The 17,250-nt window shown below is 64.7% G+C and carries 13 protein-coding genes; 1 reads left to right on the top strand and 12 read right to left on the bottom strand.

Annotation, left to right across the window (positions count from 1 at the left end; all coding sequences use genetic code 11):
* Positions 1-33: 33 nt before the first annotated feature.
* From KCX70_RS02835 to KCX70_RS02780, 12 genes are all read right to left on the bottom strand, one after another.
* Positions 34-2,220 carry a putative bifunctional diguanylate cyclase/phosphodiesterase gene (locus KCX70_RS02835; protein ID WP_212619231.1) on the bottom strand — a complete coding sequence of 729 codons (2,187 nt, stop codon included), beginning with the start codon at positions 2,218-2,220 and terminating at the stop codon, positions 34-36.
* A gap of 145 nt (positions 2,221-2,365) precedes the next feature.
* Entirely contained in the window at positions 2,366-3,844 is a 1,479-nt protein-coding gene (gene trpE / locus KCX70_RS02830; protein ID WP_212619230.1) for an anthranilate synthase component I, read from the bottom strand.
* A gap of 185 nt (positions 3,845-4,029) precedes the next feature.
* Positions 4,030-4,731: a phosphoglycolate phosphatase gene (locus KCX70_RS02825; RefSeq protein WP_249121694.1), complete on the bottom strand. Its 702-nt coding sequence runs from the start codon at positions 4,729-4,731 to the stop codon at positions 4,030-4,032.
* Positions 4,728-5,402, bottom strand: coding sequence for a ribulose-phosphate 3-epimerase (gene rpe, locus KCX70_RS02820; RefSeq protein WP_021207035.1), 675 nt, complete (start codon positions 5,400-5,402; stop codon positions 4,728-4,730). Before rpe ends, KCX70_RS02825 begins: the two co-directional genes overlap by 4 nt.
* Before the next feature lie 102 nt (positions 5,403-5,504).
* On the bottom strand, positions 5,505-6,785 hold the full coding sequence (gabT, locus tag KCX70_RS02815) for a 4-aminobutyrate--2-oxoglutarate transaminase (protein ID WP_212619229.1): 1,281 nt from the start codon (positions 6,783-6,785) through the stop codon (positions 5,505-5,507).
* 154 nt (positions 6,786-6,939) lie between these two features.
* The gene (gene gabD / locus KCX70_RS02810; RefSeq protein WP_212619228.1) at positions 6,940-8,406 is read right to left on the bottom strand and encodes an NADP-dependent succinate-semialdehyde dehydrogenase; all 1,467 of its coding nucleotides are present in this window, start codon (positions 8,404-8,406) and stop codon (positions 6,940-6,942) included.
* A gap of 13 nt (positions 8,407-8,419) precedes the next feature.
* Positions 8,420-9,247 carry an ABC transporter permease gene (locus tag KCX70_RS02805; RefSeq protein ID WP_212619227.1) on the bottom strand — a complete coding sequence of 276 codons (828 nt, stop codon included), beginning with the start codon at positions 9,245-9,247 and terminating at the stop codon, positions 8,420-8,422.
* Between the two features lie 63 nt (positions 9,248-9,310).
* Entirely contained in the window at positions 9,311-10,564 is a 1,254-nt protein-coding gene (locus tag KCX70_RS02800) for an ABC transporter permease (protein WP_021207039.1), read from the bottom strand.
* A gap of 74 nt (positions 10,565-10,638) precedes the next feature.
* Positions 10,639-11,670 carry an ABC transporter substrate-binding protein gene (locus tag KCX70_RS02795; RefSeq protein WP_392603317.1) on the bottom strand — a complete coding sequence of 344 codons (1,032 nt, stop codon included), beginning with the start codon at positions 11,668-11,670 and terminating at the stop codon, positions 10,639-10,641.
* A gap of 52 nt (positions 11,671-11,722) precedes the next feature.
* A complete protein-coding gene (locus KCX70_RS02790) occupies positions 11,723-12,832 on the bottom strand; it encodes an ABC transporter ATP-binding protein (protein ID WP_212619225.1) in 1,110 nt (369 codons plus the stop codon).
* A gap of 213 nt (positions 12,833-13,045) precedes the next feature.
* Positions 13,046-13,675, bottom strand: a complete 630-nt coding sequence (locus KCX70_RS02785; RefSeq protein WP_021207042.1) for a response regulator — start codon at positions 13,673-13,675, stop codon at positions 13,046-13,048.
* A 3-nt stretch (positions 13,676-13,678) separates the two neighbouring features.
* Positions 13,679-16,099, bottom strand: a complete 2,421-nt coding sequence (locus tag KCX70_RS02780; RefSeq protein WP_212619224.1) for a PAS domain-containing sensor histidine kinase — start codon at positions 16,097-16,099, stop codon at positions 13,679-13,681.
* Positions 16,100-16,201: 102 nt separating this feature from the next.
* Here KCX70_RS02780 and KCX70_RS02775 point away from each other — a divergent pair, with 102 nt between their 5' ends.
* Positions 16,202-17,242, top strand: coding sequence for an alpha/beta hydrolase family protein (locus KCX70_RS02775; RefSeq protein WP_249121693.1), 1,041 nt, complete (start codon positions 16,202-16,204; stop codon positions 17,240-17,242).
* Positions 17,243-17,250 lie beyond the last annotated feature (8 nt).

Raw genomic sequence — 17,250 nt, 5'->3', positions numbered from 1 at the left:
ATACCAGAGCGCAACCCGGGCGGAACCGGCGCGTTACCACCCGGCCGCGCTCGACTCGTGCGACAGCGCCGCGACGATGGCCGGCAGCGCGCGAGCACGCGCCGGCCGCGCATAGAAGAAGCCCTGCGCCTGCCGGCAGCCCAACCGGCGCAGTTCCGCTGCAGTACCTTCGTCTTCGACGCCCTCGGCCAGCGTGCTGAGGCCCAGCGAATCGGCCATGTGGATGATGGCGGCGACGATGGCATGGCCATCGTCGGTGAGCAGGTCATTGACGAAGGATCGATCAATTTTCAGCGTATCCACGGACAAGCGGCGCAGGTAGGCCAGGCAGGAATAACCCGTGCCGAAGTCATCGATGGCCAGCGTCACGCCCAGCGCTTTCAGCCGCGCTAGCGTGATCATCACCTGCTCGGTGTTTTCGATCAGGCTGGACTCGGTCAACTCGAGCTCCAGTGCCGATGGCGGCAGCCCGGTCTGTTCGAGCGCGCTGGAAACGGTCCGCACCAGCGTACCCTGGTGCAGTTGTATCGCCGCGACGTTGACCGCCACGCGCGGGATGCACAGCCCTTCGGCGCGCCACCGTGCGGCCTGCCGGCACGCCTCGAGAATGATCCATTGGCCGATATCGACGATCAGCCCGCTCTGCTCCGCTGCCGGAATGAACTGCCCAGGCGCGACCAGCCCCCATTGCGGATGTTGCCAGCGCACCAACGCTTCGGCGCCCACCACCTCGCCACTGACCAGATCCACTTGCAGTTGGTAGTCCAGAAACAGCTCGTCACGCTCGATCGCGACCCGCAGCCCGTTGATCAGGTATAGCCGCCCGCGCATCTCGGCATCGAGCGCAGCGTTGTAATAACACCAGGTGCGTCGCCCGGCCTCCTTGGCCTTGTACATGGCCATCTCGGCGTTGCGCAGCAGGCAGGGGAAGTCCATGCCGTCCCCTGGACCGACGGCCACGCCGATGCTGGTGGACATCACCACTTCCTGGCGTTGAATGACGCAGGGTTCAGCCAAGGTGTCGAGCACGAACTGGATAACAGCCGATGCAGCTTCGGCGTCGGCAAGGTCCGCCAGGAGCACGACAAACTCATCGCCGCCTCCGCGGGCCAGCACCGCACCATCGGGCAGGGCCTGCTGCAGCCTGGTCGCCATGGTGCACAGGACCTGGTCGCCGAAAGCACGGCCGAACGAGTCGTTGACCATCTTGAAATGGTCGAGATCGACGTAGAGCACCGCCACGGCCCCCTTGAGCTTAAGCGCGGCGGCCAGAGCCTGGCGCGTCCGATCTTCGAGCAGGCTCAGATTGGGCAGCCCCGTCAGGCCGTCGAAGTGAGCCATGTAGTCGGCACGTTTCTGCGCCGCAACTCGCTCGGTCATTTCGATCGCCAGCCGCTCGTAGGGCGCGCGCACGCTCGAGACGAACACCACCTGATAGATGAAGCCGTAGGAAATGATCTTGTAGGCATGCCCCAGCAGGCTGTAGAAGCTGTTCACATTGGCGTAGGCGGTAAAGCACAGCTCGGCGAGAATCGACACCAGTGTCGCGGCCAGCATGCCGTCGAAGTAGCCTGTTTCGTCGCGCTCCCGGGCCCGCCAGAACGGCCACGCCGCCAGGACGAGCAAAGCGATGATCAGCCATTCAGCGAGAATCTTGAAGCGGGTCAGACCCTGCCCTTCGATGAAGGTCCGCGGCCATAGCTGCGGCCGGAAAAGCTGCAGGTAGACGACCAGCGCGACCAGACCAAGCGTTGAGAACAGCAGCACGGGCCGGGGCAAGGCCCCGAGCCGATGGCATACCCGCCAGGCCACCGCGAGCAGCGTCAAGGCGAGCACAAGACGCGATACCAGCCAGAATGCGATGGCCTTTTCCGGCGAAGCCGGCGTCACCACAGCCGGCATGCCCTTGTAGGACAGCATATGAGCCAGGTCCAACAGGGCGATGGCCAGAAACGCGCACGCCAGCCAGGGGTTCGACAGCGGCCGCGGTTGCTGGGCATGCCAGGCCACGGCGAACACCAATGCCGCAACCGCGATCGAGAAAGTTTCGGCGACGATGTGCAGCGGCAACGGGAACCACACCGGGCTGCCGTTGAAGTCCGCCAGATTCGACAACAGATAGACGAGAACCAGCAGCCCGGCCAGGGCGGCGACCAGCATCCATACCAGCGGCAAGCTGTGCGAATTGGCGCGCGAAGGATGGCTGGGCAGTAACGGCATCGGCTGGTGCGACCGGCTAGGGTTGGGTAGCCGAGCGCTCTAGCTCGGCTACCTGCGACTATAAGGATAGCTAGATGCCATTACCATACAATCCATACGGACTTTAGTCGCAATTTCCCAGGACTGTCTGCCTAGGCACAAGCGATCAGTCCGCGCCCTTCTCCGCCAGGGCTACCGCACGGAACATGGCGCGACGCTTGTTGAGCGTCTCTTCCCATTCCAGCGCCGGCTGCGAGTCGGCGACGATCCCGGCGCCGGCCTGCACATGCAGCTCGCCGTCCTTGATCACCGCGGTACGGATGGCGATCGCGGTGTCCATGTTGCCGTTCCAGGCCAGGTAGCCGACCGCGCCGCCGTAAACGCCGCGTTTCACCGGCTCCAGCTCGTCGATGATTTCCATGGCACGGATCTTCGGCGCGCCTGACAGGGTGCCGGCCGGCAGGATCGCGCGCAGTGCATCCATTGCGGTCAGCGGCGCCTTGAGCTGGCCCGTGACGTTGGAAACGATGTGCATGACGTTGGAGTAGCGCTCAATGACCATCTTTTCGGTCAGCCGCACCGAGCCGTTCTCGGCCACGCGGCCGACGTCGTTGCGGCCCAGGTCGATCAGCATCAGGTGCTCGGCCAGCTCCTTGGCGTCGCTGAGCAGATCCTTTTCCAGCGCCAGGTCCGCTTCCTCGTTGGCGCCGCGTGGGCGGGTGCCGGCGATGGGCCGGACCGTGACCAGGCCTTCTTCGACCCGCACCAGCACTTCCGGCGACGAGCCCACCACATGGAAATCGCCGAAGTTGAAGAAGTACATGTAGGGAGTCGGGTTAAAGCAGCGCAGCGCGCGATAGAGGTCGATCGGCGCCGCCTTGAACGGGATCGACATGCGCTGGGAGATCACCACCTGCATGCAATCGCCAGCGAGGATGTAGTCCTTGATGCGGTTGACGGCCTGTTCGTAGTCTCCACGACTGAAGCTCGAACGGAACGTTGGCTCGTGGCCGGCGCCGCTTTCGAAATCCAGGCCCAGACGCGGCGTGATCGACTGCCGCAGTTTTTCGCGCAGGGCCTGCAGTTTTGCCTGCCCCGCATCAAAGGCATCTGGCTGCGCCGGATCGACCAGCACGATACAGTGCAGCTTGCCGGCCAGATTGTCGAACACCACCACCGCGTCCGAGACCATCAGCAAAATATCCGGCGTGCCCAGCGGATCGGGGTTCGGGCAGCTCGCCAGCTTGCGCTCGACATAGCGCACGCTGTCGTAGCCGAAGTAACCCACCAGCCCTCCGTTGAAGCGCGGCAGACCGTCGACCGGCGCAACGCGGTAGCGCTGCTGGAACGACTCGACGAAGGCCAGCGGATCCTCGACCTCGCAGGCCTCGGTCTCGATGCCGTCGGTGGCCACGCTGATGCGGTGATCCTGGACGCGCAACACAGTGCGGCACGGTAGGCCGATGATCGAATAACGCCCCCACTTCTCCCCGCCCTGCACAGACTCGAGCAGGTAGGAATTGGGCGCGTCGGCGAGCTTGAGATAGAGCGTCAGAGGCGTATCGAAGTCGGCGATGGTTTCGAACGACAGGGGAATGCGGTTGTGGCCTTTGGCGGCCAAACGCAGGAATTCTTCGCGGGTCATGTCAGCCTCGTGGTCGGAGGGGAACTGCTTAAGGTCAAGCTGTGCAAACGTACCGGGCAGAGCCGGCAGGAAGAGTCAGGCGCGCCAGCGCCAACGGGCCAGGGCCTTGATGACATTCGTCCATTGTTTGCGGGTGACCACCACGATCTGATCTCGTCCAGGCGGGTTACGGAACAGGGGCCACACTAGCGCAGCCCCGGAACCGAAGCAACCAGCTCGCGCAGGTCGTCGAGCACCAGCGCGGGTGCTTCGTTAACGATCGGCTCCCCATGGTTGTAGCCATAGCTCAGCGCCACGCAGGGGACGCCAGCCGCCTTGGCGGCGCGCACGTCGTTGCGCGAGTCGCCAATGAACAGCGCGGCGGCCGGAGCCACCTCCGCCTTGTCCATTACATAAAACAAAGCCGCCGGATCGGGCTTCTGCTGCGGCAAGGTATCGCCCCCGACAAGCCACTGGAAATAGCCGGCCAGCCCCTTCTCCTCCAGCAATGGTTCGATGAACTGCGCCGGCTTGTTGGTGATGATCGCCAGCTTGATGTCGCGCTCACGCAACCAGTCCAGGCAGTCGTGCACGCCGGGGTAGACCGTTGTCCGCGCGTGACCGCCGGAATAGGCCTGCATGAACAGCGCCAGCGCCTCGTCGGCCAGCTCGTTCGCAACGCCCTCATGTTGGAGGCCGCCAGCCAGGGCGCGCCGCACCAGCACCCGCGAGCCATTGCCGACCCAGTCGCGTACCCGCTCGATGCCGGCGGGCTTCCGGCCGAGCAGCATCAACATCTTGTCCACTGCGGCGGCCAGGTCCGGTACCGAATCCATCAGGGTGCCGTCCAGGTCGAACATAACCAGGCCCGGCAGCCTGCCGTCGAACAGCTGTTCCAGACGCGTCATGGGCGAGCCTGCGCCAGTTCGGCGCGCATCTGGTCGATCACCGCCTTGTAGTCCGGCTGATTGAAGATGGCCGAGCCGGCGACGAAGGTGTCGGCGCCAGCGGCAGCGATCTCGCGGATGTTGTTCGGATTGACGCCACCGTCGATCTCCAGCCGGATCTCGCGGCCGCTGGCATCGATCAGCGCACGCGCTTCGCGCAGCTTGTCCAGGGTACCGGGGATGAACTTCTGCCCGCCGAAGCCGGGGTTCACGCTCATCAGCAGGACCATGTCGACCTTGTCCATCACGTACTTGAGCACGTCCAGCGGCGTCGCCGGGTTGAACACCAGGCCAGCCTTGGCTCCGCCGTCCTTGATCAGCTGCAGAGAGCGATCGATGTGATCCGAAGCCTCTGGGTGGAAGGTGATGTAGCTGGCGCCGGCTTCGAGAAAGTCACCGATCATGCGGTCCACCGGACGAACCATCAGGTGCACGTCGATCGGGGCGGTGACGCCATGCTTGCGCAACGCCGAGCAGACCATCGGGCCGATGGTCAGGTTGGGCACGTAGTGGTTGTCCATCACGTCGAAATGGACGATGTCCGCACCGGCGGCGAGCACGTTGTCCACTTCCTCGCCCAGGCGGGCGAAATTGGCGGAGAGGATGGAGGGAGCGATGGCGAACGGCTGCATGACGACCTCGGGTAGCACGGCGGAATGCCGCGCATTGTACCCGAGGGTCGGAGTTGCGGCGCGCCGGACATCCATCACGAATGTCTGACGCGCGCGGGTGGATCAGGTCAGTTCATCAAAGCATTCGCCGATGATGGCCAGACCGCGGTCGAGCAGCTCGTCCTCCGCAGTCAGCGGCACCAGCACGCGCAGCACGTTGTAGTAGGTGCCGCAGGAGAGCAGGATCAGCCCCTTCTCCCGCGCCCTGGCAACAATCTGCGAGGTAAGCGCGGCAGCCGGCCGCGCATGATCGCCGTCCTCGAACAGCTCGATGGCGATCATCGCGCCGAGCCCGCGCACCTCGCCGATCTCCTTGTGCTTGGCCTGGATCGCCTTGAGGCCGCTGGTGAGCTTCTCGGCCACCGCCTTGCAACGGTCGAGCAGCTTTTCCTCCTCGAAGATTTCCATCACGGCCAGCGCCGCCGCGCAAGACAGCGGATTGCCCGCATAGGTGCCGCCCAGCCCGCCGGGGGCGATGGAATCCATGATCTCGGCCTTGCCGCACACCCCGGCGATCGGGAAGCCACCGCCGACGGATTTGGCGAAGGTGGTCAGGTCGGCGACCACGCCCATCTGCTCCATGGCGAAGAAGGTGCCGGTGCGCCCGGCGCCGGTCTGCACCTCGTCGGCGATCAACAGAATGCCGTGCTGATCGCAGAGCGCGCGCAAACGGACCATGAACTCCTTCGGCGCGACGTTGAAGCCGCCCTCGCCCTGCACCGGCTCGATGATGATCGCGGCGATATCACGCGGCTCGGCGTCGTTCTTGAAGATGCGCTCGATGCTGGCGATCGACTCGTCGACGCTGACACCATGGATCGCGCAGGGATACAGCGCGCGGAAGATGCCGCCCGGCATCAGGCCCATGCCGGCCGAATAGGGCGCAACCTTGCCGGTCAGGCCGAGGGTCATCATGGTGCGACCGTGATAGGCACCGGTGAAGGCGATCACGCCGGCGCGGCCGGTGGCGGCGCGGGCAATCTTCACCGCGTTTTCAACGGCCTCGGAGCCGGTGGTGACCAGCAAGGTCTTCTTGGCGAAATCGCCCGGCACCCGCGCGTTGATCTTCTCGCACAGCTCGACATAAGGCTCGTACGCCAGTACCTGGAAGCAGGTGTGGGTCAGCTTGTGCAACTGATCTTCCACCGCCTTGATGATCTTCGGGTGCAGGTGACCGGTATTCAGCACAGCGATGCCGCCGGCGAAATCGATGAATTCGCGACCTTCCACGTCGACCACGCTGCTGTTCTTCGCGTGATCGGCAAAGATCGGGTGAATCTGGCCGACACCACGAGGGACGGCGGCGACACGGCGTTGCATCAGGGATTCGTTGGTCTTGCTCATAAGCTCCTCGGTAGCCGCTCATCGTCGGCGCGGGTCTGAATGAACGCCTGGAAGCCGGGCCGGCAGCATACGATGATCGACTGCAGGGCCAACCGGGCGTTCGGATAACAGTAATAGCACGTGCAATATTTTGCACGCCCAAATGCCGGATGGCTCAGAGGCCGCCCACGCACAGGTATTTGATTTCCACATACTCGTCCAGCCCGTATCGCGAACCCTCGCGACCGAGTCCGGAGGCCTTCATGCCGCCGAATGGCGCCACCTCGGTGGAAATCACACCGGTGTTGATGCCAACCATGCCGTATTCCAGGGCTTCGGCGACGCGGAACACTCGGCCCAGATCACGAGCATAGAAGTAGGCGGCGAGACCGAACTCGGTGTCGTTGGCCTGACGGATCACATCCACCTCATTACTGAAGCGAAACAGTGGCGCCAGCGGACCGAAGGTTTCCTCGCGCGCCACGGCCATCTCGGCGGTGACGCCGCCCAGCAGCGTGGGTTCGAAGAAAGTCCCACCCAAGGCGTGCGGTTTGCCACCCGCCAGCAGCGTGGCGCCTTTGGCCAGCGCGTCCTGCAGATGGCGCTGCACCTTGGCCACCGCCGCGGCGTCGATCAGCGGACCGGTGGTGACGCCTTCCTCCATGCCATTGCCGACTTTCAACTTCGCAACCGCGGCGACGAGCCGGTCGGCGAACGCCTCGTAGATACCGTCCTGCACGTAGATGCGGTTGGCACAGACGCAGGTTTGCCCGGCGTTGCGGTATTTGGAAATCATCGCGCCCTCCACTGCCGCGTCGAGGTCGGCATCGTCGAAGACGATAAAGGGTGCGTTGCCGCCCAGCTCCAGCGAGAGCTTTTTCAAGGTCGGCGCGCACTGCTGCATCAGGTGGATGCCGACCGCTGTCGAGCCGGTGAACGACAGCTTGCGCACGATAGGGTTTTCGCAAAGCTCGGCGCCCACCTCGCGTGAGGTTGCCGCATCGGCGGTGATCACGCTGAACAGCCCCGCCGGGATGCCCGCACGCTCGGCCAGCGCAGCCAGGGCCAGCGCGGAAAATGGCGTCTGCGGTGCCGGTTTGAGCACCATTGCGCAACCGGCAGCAAGCGCCGGGCCGACCTTGCGGGTGATCATGGCGCTGGGGAAGTTCCAGGGCGTTATCGCCGCGGTGACGCCGACCGGCTCCTTCTGCACGAGGATGCGCTTGTCGCCGGCGTGGGCTGGAATCACGTCGCCATAAAGGCGCTTGCCCTCCTCCGCGAACCATTCGAGAAAGGACGCGGAGGAGGCCACCTCACCCTGTGCCTCGACCAGCGGCTTGCCCTGCTCGGCGGTCATGATCCGCGCCAGGTCTTCCCGGTTCTCCAGCATCAGCTCATACCAGCGGCGCAGGCACGCGGCGCGCTCCTTGGCAGTCAGTGCGCGCCAGGCCGGCTGGGCTGACTGCGCGGCCTCGATGGCGCGGCGGGTTTCCGCGCGGCCCATGTTGGGCACCTCGCCGATGGGCTCGCCGGTGGCGGGGTTGAAGATGGCGGTGCGGCCGCCTGCGTCGGCATCGCACCAGCCGCCGTTGAGGTAGGCCTGCTGGCGCAACAGGCCGGGATGGTCGAGAGACAGGGTCATGAAAGCATCCAGATCAGGCAGGTTGTTGAGTGCGCATCTTTTCGGAGCGGCCGCGCAGCCACTCCAGGGTCAGCAGCAGCGCCACCGAAAACGCGATCAGCAGGGTCGCCGCCGCGGCGATGGTGGGGCTGAGGTTTTCACGAATGCCGCTGAACATCTGCCGCGGCAGGGTGATCTGCTCGGGGCCGGCGAGGAACAGCGTCACCACCACTTCGTCGAAGGACGTCGCGAAGGCAAACAACGCGCCACTGATCACACCTGGCGCGATCAGTGGCAGGGTGACCCGGAAGAAGGTCGTCAACGGTGACGCACCCAGGCTCGCGGCGGCTCGCACCAGGTTATGGTTGAAGCCCTGCAGCGTCGCCGACACCGTGATGATCACGAAGGGCACGCCCAGCACCGCATGCACTAGGATCAGCGACAGGTAGCTGTTGCCCATGCCCAACGGCGCGAAGATCAGGTAGCTGGCCACGCCGACGATCACCACCGGCACCACCATCGGCGAGATCAGCAACGTCATCACCAGCGACTTGCCGCGAAATTCGCCGCGGGTCAGGCCTATCGCCGCAAGGGTGCCGAACACCATCGCCAGCGCAGTGGCAGCCGGCGCTATCAGCATCGAGTTCTTCAGCGAGCGCATCCAGTCAGCCGAACTGAACAGTGCCTCGTACCAGCGCAGCGACACGCCTTGCAGTGGGTAGACAAGGAACGAGCCGGAGTTGAAGGACAGCGGCACGATCACCAGCACCGGCACGATCAGAAACAGCAGCACCAGCGCGCATATGATTCGCAACGTGTAGAACCAGACGCGCTCGATGGGCGACATGTAAGGGCTCAGCATGGAAAGGTCTCCTGCCCGGATATACGAAAGGTTGGCCGTGGTTGCCGCAGCGGCGCCGTCATCTCAGCCCAGCCGCAGACGGCTGGCGCCGACGAGCCAGCTGTAGACGATGTACAGCAGCATGGTCGCGAGCAGCAGCAAGCCGCCCAGCGCCGTGGCCATGCCCCAGTTGATGGTGGTGTTGGTGTAGAAGGCGACGAAGTAGCTGACCATCTGGTCGTTCGGGCTGCCGAGCAGCGCCGGCGTGATGTAGTAGCCAATGGAAATGATGAACACCAGCAGGCAACCGGCACCCACGCCCGCGAGGGTCTGCGGGAAGTACACCCGCCAGAAGCTGGCGAAGGGATGGCAGCCCAGCGAGATCGCCGCGCGCATGTAGCTCGGCGAGATGCTCTTCATCACGCTGTAGATCGGCAGGATCATGAACGGCAGCAGGATGTGGACCATGGCGATATAGACACCGGCGCGGTTGAATACCAGCTGCAGCGGCTGATCGATGATCCCCATCTTCAACAGCGCACCGTTGATCAGCCCGCTCGATTGCAGCAACACGATCCACGCCGCCACGCGCACCAGGATCGAGGTCCAGAACGGCAGCAGCACCATGATCATCAGCAGGTTGCTCTTGCGTGCCGGCAGGTTGGCCAGCAGGTACGCCAGCGGATAGGCCAGCACCAGGCAGATTGCGGTGATTACCAGGCCCATCCAGAAGGTCCGGGCGAAGATGTCCAGATACACCGCCTGATCCGGCGACACCGGCGCCAGCTCGCCCAGGTCATCGATACGGTGATCGAGCGCGGCCAGCAGGTAATAGGGGGTGATCGCGCTGTCGTTGCGGCGGATCACCTGCCAGTAGGCCGGATCGCCCCAGCGCTCATCGAGGGCCTCGAGCGCGTCCCGGTAGGATTGCGGCTGCGCCTTGAACGGCAGCGCCCGGGCCGTCTTGTTCAGCAGGCTGCGGTAGCCGGCCTGCTCCATGTTCAGCCGCTTGGATAGATCGCCAATCGTCTGTGCCTGCCGGGCTTCAACCAGGTCCTCGCTCAGGGCACGGTACACCGCATCATCCGGCAGGCCGCGACCGTCCCAGGCTGCGATGGCCTCGACGGTACGCGGCAGGCTGCCGACCACCTCGGGGTTTTCGACACTGCGCCACAGCAGCGAGGCGATCGGCAGGATGAAGGTCAGCAGCAGGAACACAAGCAGCGGCAGGATCAACGCCTTGGATTTGAGCCGGTTCATGCGCTCGGCACGCGCCAGTCGACGTTTCAGGTCGGGCTCGGCGAACTCGGGGACAGGCAGGGAGACGGCAGTAGCCATGGCGAACTCCGCGATAGTTCAGATGACGGCGCATGGCCGGCGTGCCAGCCGGCCATGCGAGGGTGCAGGCTCGCTCAGCGCGCGGCCCAGGCGTTGAAGCGCTGCTCCAGTTGCTCGCCGTAGTCGGCCCAGAAGGTCACGTTCATGGCCACCTGGTTGGCGATGTTATCCGGCGTGGTGGGCATGTTCTTCAGCACTTTCTTGTCCAGCAGATCGATCGCCTTCTTGTTCGCCGGACCGTAGGCGATGTTTTCCGAATAGGTTTTCTGCTGCTGCGGCTGGACGGTGAAACCGACGAACTCCAGCGCTTCCTTCTGGTTCTTCGCGCCCTTCGGAATGGCCCAGGAGTCGAAGTCATAGATGCCGCCATCCCAGACGATCTGCAGATTGCTTTCGTCCTGCACCGCGGCGATGCGGCCGTTGTAGGCGCTGCTCATGACCACGTCACCGGAGGCGAGGAACTGCGGCGGCTGAGCCCCGGCTTCCCACCACTGGATGCTGGGCTTGATCTGGTCGAGTTTCTTGAACGCGCGGTCCTGGCCTTCCTTGGTGGCCAGCACCTTGTAGACGTCCTTCGGCGCCACGCCATCAGCCATCAGGGCGAATTCCAGGGTGTACTTGGCACCCTTGCGCAGGCCCCGCTTGCCGGGGAATTTCTCGGTATCCCAGAAATCCGCCCAGCCGCTCGGAGCACTGGCGAGCTTGTCGGCGTTGTAGGCGAGCACCGTCGACCAGACGAAGAAGCCGACGCCGCAGGGTTGTACCGCGCCCTCGACGAAGTCGTCCGGGTTGCCCACCACCGAGGGGTCGATCTCCTCGAACAGCCCTTCGTCACAGCCACGCGACAGCTCCGGCGACTCCACCTCCACCAGATGCCAGGACACGCTGTTGGTGTCGACCATGGCCTTCACCTTGGCCATCTCGCCGTTGTATTCGCCGGCGATGATCTTGTTGCCGGTCTTCGCCTCGAAGGGCTCGTTGAAAGCCTTGATCTGCGCCTGCTTGTTCGCCCCGCCGAAGGTCACGGCCGTGAGGTTTTCCGCCGAGGCCTGGGCTGCGCAGATCAGGCCGATGCTCAGGGCGGTCAGTTTCAGAGTGTTCAGCATTGTTGTTCGCTCCATGATGCGGTTGAAAACAGCTTCTTGTTGTAGTCCCTGCTTATGCCGCTTGCAGCGGATCCAGCGCACGGACGTGCTCCACCTGCCAGCCGATCGGCACGACATCGCCAACCGCCAGAGCGGGATCGAATTCGGCGATCGGCTGCTTGACGAAGAAGTCACTGATGCCGCACACCTCAAGGCGGATACGGATGTGATCGCCGAGATAGACGAACTCGGCGACGCGCCCCGTGAAACGGTTCGGGCAGCTGGCACTGGCGCCATTCAAGCGAACCCGCTCGGGGCGAATGGACAGATTGACCGGTGCGCCGGGGTCGCCGACCTTGACCGCCAGCGCCTCGACCCGTTCACCACGGCCGAGTTCGACGGTGCAGTTGTCGCCGTTGCGACTGATCAGCCGCGCCGGCAGGCGATTGTTTTCGCCGAGGAAATTGGCGACGAAGGTATTGGCGGGCTTCTCATACAACGCGCGCGGCTCGTCGATCTGCTGGATCTCGCCCAGATGGAACACCGCGACGCGATCGGACATGGTCAGCGCCTCGCCCTGGTCGTGGGTGACGTACACCACGGTCACGCCGAGGCTCTGGTGCAGATGCTTGATCTCCATCTGCATCTGCTCGCGCAGTTGCTTGTCCAGCGCGCCCAGCGGTTCGTCCATCAGCACCAGTTGCGGCTCGAACACCAGTGCGCGGGCCAGCGCGACACGCTGCTGCTGGCCACCTGAGAGCTGCGCCGGGTAGCGGTTGCGGAAGCCTTCGAGCTGGACCATCGACAGCGCGCGCTTGACCCGCTCCTTCACATCGACCTTGGGCATGCCGCGCACGCTGAGCGGAAAGGCGAGGTTTTCCGACACCGTCATGTGCGGAAACAGGGCGTAGTTCTGGAACACCATGCCCATGTCGCGCTTGTGTGGCGGCAACTTGTTGATCGACCGACCAGCCAGGAGGATCTCCCCGGCAGTGGGCGTCTCGAAGCCGGCGAGCATCATCAGACTGGTGGTTTTTCCGGAGCCCGACGGGCCGAGCAGGGTGAGGAATTCGCCCTTGCGGATATCCAGATTGAGGTCTTTGACGATCAGCGCTTCGCCGTCGTAACTCTTCTGAATGCCACGAAAGCTGACCAGTACATCGTTCGCTTGAGAGTCGAGCATGCCGCACCTGTGTTCCGTTGTTCCGTGACCACAGGTTAGGAGCCCCGCGAGACCGCGAACATCGGTGCAGCGGAGTGATTGGACTCAGCGAAACGGAGAGGCGTCTGTAGGGAATGCCCTACAACTGACGCATACGCAAGCGCCGCACGCGACCGCCAGCCAGCGTGCGAGATGGCACGGCAGAGGGCCGCGGCGGCGGTGGTTCCAGCCGGTTTAGACGAGCTTGTGCTCCATGGCGTAGCGCACCAGGTCGGCGACGGAATGGGCGACCAGCTTCTGCATCAGGCGCGCCTTGTGGGTGCTGATGGTCTTGCTGCTCAGCGCCAGCTTGGCGGCGATGTCATTGACCGAATCGCCATGAACCAGCCGCTCGAACACCGAGTACTCGCGTTCGGACAATAGCGCATGGGGCGGGCGGGAGTCGGTCAGGCCAACCTCGAAGACCATCCGGTCGGCCAGCTCGGGATCGATGTAGCGCCCGCCCCCGGCCACCTTGCGCACCGCGGTGAGCAACAGCGCCGGATCGCTGTCCTTGGTGGCGTAGCCAGCCGCACCGACCTTCAGCGCACGCGCCGCCATCTGCGCCTCGTCATGCATCGACAACACCAGGATCGCCGGAGGATCGCTCAGCGCGCGGATCCGTGGAATGGCTTCCAGGCCACTGACCCCGGGCATGGAGATGTCCAGCAGGACGACATCGCACGAGGTCTGGCGCAACTGGTCGAGCAATTGCTGACCGTTGCCTGCCTCACCGATCACCTGCATGTCCTTGGCCAGCCCGATCAGTTGCTTGATGCCTTCACGAACGATGGTGTGGTCTTCAGCGACGATTACCCGAATCATGGCCTAGCTCTCCAATGTACTGATCAGTGGCGTCTGCTGGGCCGGTGCGTCCAGCGGCACGGAGACCTGGATCAAGGTGCCCTCACCCGGCTGGCTCTCCAGCACCAGCGTACCGCCGAGCATCTGCGCTCGCTCCTGCATGCCGACCAGGCCAAACGACAAGCCCTGCCGCCCCGACTGCACGACGAAGCCCTGGCCATCATCGCTGATGCTCAGGCTGAGCACACCCCCCCGCTGCTCCAGACGCAGGCTCACGGTCTGGGCGTTGGCGTGGCGCATGACGTTGGTCAAGGCTTCCTGGAGGATGCGAAACAGGCCGACGGCCTTGGCATTGCTCAGCTGCGGTGGGCATTCGGGTACCTCGACCAGGCAGGCGATGCCAGTGCGCTCCTCGAACCGCCGCGCCTGCCAGTCGATGGCAGACGCGATACCGGCATCCAGGATCGGCGGACGCAAGGCGGTCGCCACGTCGCGGACCTGCTGGAACAGCTGAGCGATCAGCCGCTTCATGCTCTGCAGGCGCGCAGCCAGGCCCGGGTCCAGCTCGGCGAAGCTGATCTCGCACATGGAAATTTCCAGCTTCAGCACCGTCAACATCTGGCCCAGTTCATCGTGCACTTCGCGGGCGATGTGCGCCTTTTCTTGCTCGCGCACGGTCTCGACGTGCGCCGCCAGCTTGCGCAGTTGAGCACGCGAGGCGTCCAGCTCCAACTCGATCCGCTTGTTGTCGGTGATGTCCCAGACGATGCCGTCCCAGACCTGCCGCCCGGCCAACTGCCCGCGGACCGAGGCGCGGATATCGGCCCAGCGAATTTCGCCGGAACGGGTCAGGATGCGGCCCTGCCAGTGCCAGTCACTCATGCTGTCGAGCGCCTGCTGCTGGCTGCTCCAGTAACCCGGCTCATCATCGGGATGGACCAGGCTGCGAATACCGCGGCCCGGTTGCAGCAGCAACTCCGCCGAATAACCGACCAGCCTCTGGCTGGCTTCGCTGATGTAGCCGATGCTCACCGGCGCGCCAGGCGCCTGCCGCTCGAGGCGAAACACCAGCCCCGGCACGTTGCCGGCCATGGCCTTCAGCCGTACCTCGCTTTCCTGCAACGCCGCGCTGGCACGGCGCCGCTCGGTGATATCGGCGAGGAACACCACCAGGTATTCCTTGCTGCCGAAGCGCAGGAAACTCAGGGTGATCGCCGCCGGAAAACGGCTGCCATCGACTCGCTGCCAGTCGCGTTCATGTACCTGGTGATCGTCGATACCGCTGCGCGCATCTCGCCAGAGCTGCAGCCAGTCATCCATGCCCAGGGCCGGGTCCAGTGCCTGCAACGGTTGATCGATCAGCTGGTCCGAGGCATACCCCAGCAGATCCTCGGCGGCCTGGTTGGCGTAGCGGACGTGGCTGTCCCAATTCAGCCAGAGGATGCCGACGGTGCTGTGGTCGAGGCAGAACTGGGTGAGGCGCTGCGCCTCTTCGGCGGCCTCGCGCAGCTCGATGTCCCGTCGTGCCGATTTCAGGCGCGCCTCGAGCAGCCCCTGCTGGCGTCGCTGCCAGACCAGCCCGGTGATCGTCGCCAGCAGCAACAGGCCCAGCAACAGGCTGAGGCTGCGCCAGTGGCTGATGCGTCGGGATTGATCGATGCTGCGCGACTTCAACCACTGTTCCTGGAGCTGGCCGAGCTGCTGCGCGGGGAAGCTGCGCAGAGCCTGGTCAATCACCGCACTCATTACCGGGCTGTCGCGGCGTGAGCCGATCCGCAGCAGTTGCGGATTGCCAAGGTCGCCGACCACATCCAGCGAGGCGTATTCGGCGCGCTGTGACAGCCGAGCGTAGAGCGGCTCGTCGACCACGGCAAAGCGCACCCGTGCCTCGACCAGCTGACGCAGTGCCTCGAATTGGCTGGGCACCTCCACCACCGGCTGGCTCGGATAGTTGCTGTGCATGTAGTCGGCCACCGGGCCGGGGCCTTCGAGGGCGATCACGTCGTCGCTGTCCAGGCGTTCGAGATCGATCGCGCGCGGGCCGTTGACGTCGCCGATGATCAGCCTCGGCACGCGCAGAAAGGGATCGCTGTATCGCCAGGTGCGCAGCCCTTCGCGGGTCTGGCGCAGTCCCGGGGCGAGGTCGATCTCATCGGCGCGCATGGCTTCTTCCAGCGCGGCGTCATCGGTGAAACGATGCCACTGCAGCTCGACGCCGAGCCCGGCCGCGAGCCGCTCCATGAACTGCACGTTGAAACCGGACAGCCGTCGCTGGCGCTGGTCATATTCGGCATAGGGCGAGGTCATCACCACACCGACGCGCCATTGCCGGTGCTCGCCCAGCCATGCCAGTTGCGCATCGCTCAGCGGAACGTTCCAGGCATGCGCGGGTAGATGAACCAACAGGAGCAGCAGCAGGCAGCCACGCAGCAGAGATGACACCATAGGCCTCACGAGATCGGCAGACAGGCCGAAACGCTTTTGTAGTGCATCTGCACCGCCGGCGCCAGCGTTGTCACGGCCAGGTCGGTGCCCGAGAGGAAGACCATGTTGTGTAATCGCCCACTGTTCAGCTATCTCGCCATGCTCTGCGTGGTAGTGCCCACGCATGCTGCCCTGGCGGCGGACGAGCCCGCAACGCCGGAGCCCGCGCCGGAACCGGTCCAAACCGAACACCCGGTGCCGGCCACACGCAGCGACACCATCGCCGCCGAACTGAAACGCCAGTTGCCAGCCAGCGAATTCGTGAACCTGAACGCCGCGGACGAGGACTTCGTCGCGCTATGGCAGCCAGCCAATGACGGAAATCCGAAAGGCGTCGTCATCCTGCTGCCCGGCGAGGGCGAAAGCGCGGATTGGCCGCGCGGCATCGGCCCGCTACGGCGTGGATTGCCCGATCACGGCTGGCACACATTGAGCCTGAGCCTGCCGGACGCCAGAGTACCCGCCGCGCCCGTCACGGCCGAACCCGCCGAACCCGCCGAACCCGCCGCTGATCCTGCAGCGCCCGAGCAGGACGACAGCAAAACCCCACAACCCGAGCACGCGCCGACCCCCAACGAGGCTGGCTATCTACCGGAAACAACCGCGGCAGCCCCTGAAACGACAGGCGACCCGGCTGACGAGCCCGACGCCACCGACGCATCCACAGCGCCCGTCCCACCGATCCCCCAGGCCGAGCGAGTCGCCAAACGCATCGAGGCGGCACTGGCCTTCGCCCGCAGCAAGCAGCCGGCTGCCATCGTGCTGCTCGGCCACGGCAGCGGCGCCTACTGGGGCGCGCAGTTCCTGCAACAACAGGGGCCGCCGGGCGTCACGCGCCTGGTCATGGTCCAGCCGCGCCAACCCGACGGACAGGACGAGCCGCTCGCACAGCTGGTGGCGCCGCTCAAACTGCCGACCGGCGATTTCTACTACAAGGAAGGCCCTGGCAACCTGTCGGCTGCCCGGGATCGTTTGAATGCCAGCCGACGCAACCGGCACCCCAGCTACGGCCAGGTAGCACTGCCACCGCAGACCGGAGATCGCCAGGTCGACGAAGAACAGCTGCTGCGGCGCGTTCGTGGCTGGCTGGCGAAAAAGCCATAACGAGCGGT

The organism is Stutzerimonas stutzeri, assembly GCF_018138085.1.
Lineage (GTDB): Bacteria > Pseudomonadota > Gammaproteobacteria > Pseudomonadales > Pseudomonadaceae > Stutzerimonas > Stutzerimonas stutzeri_AI.
The sequence above is the reverse complement of the archived record's forward strand: the minus strand, read 5'-3'. Positions and strand labels throughout refer to the sequence as shown.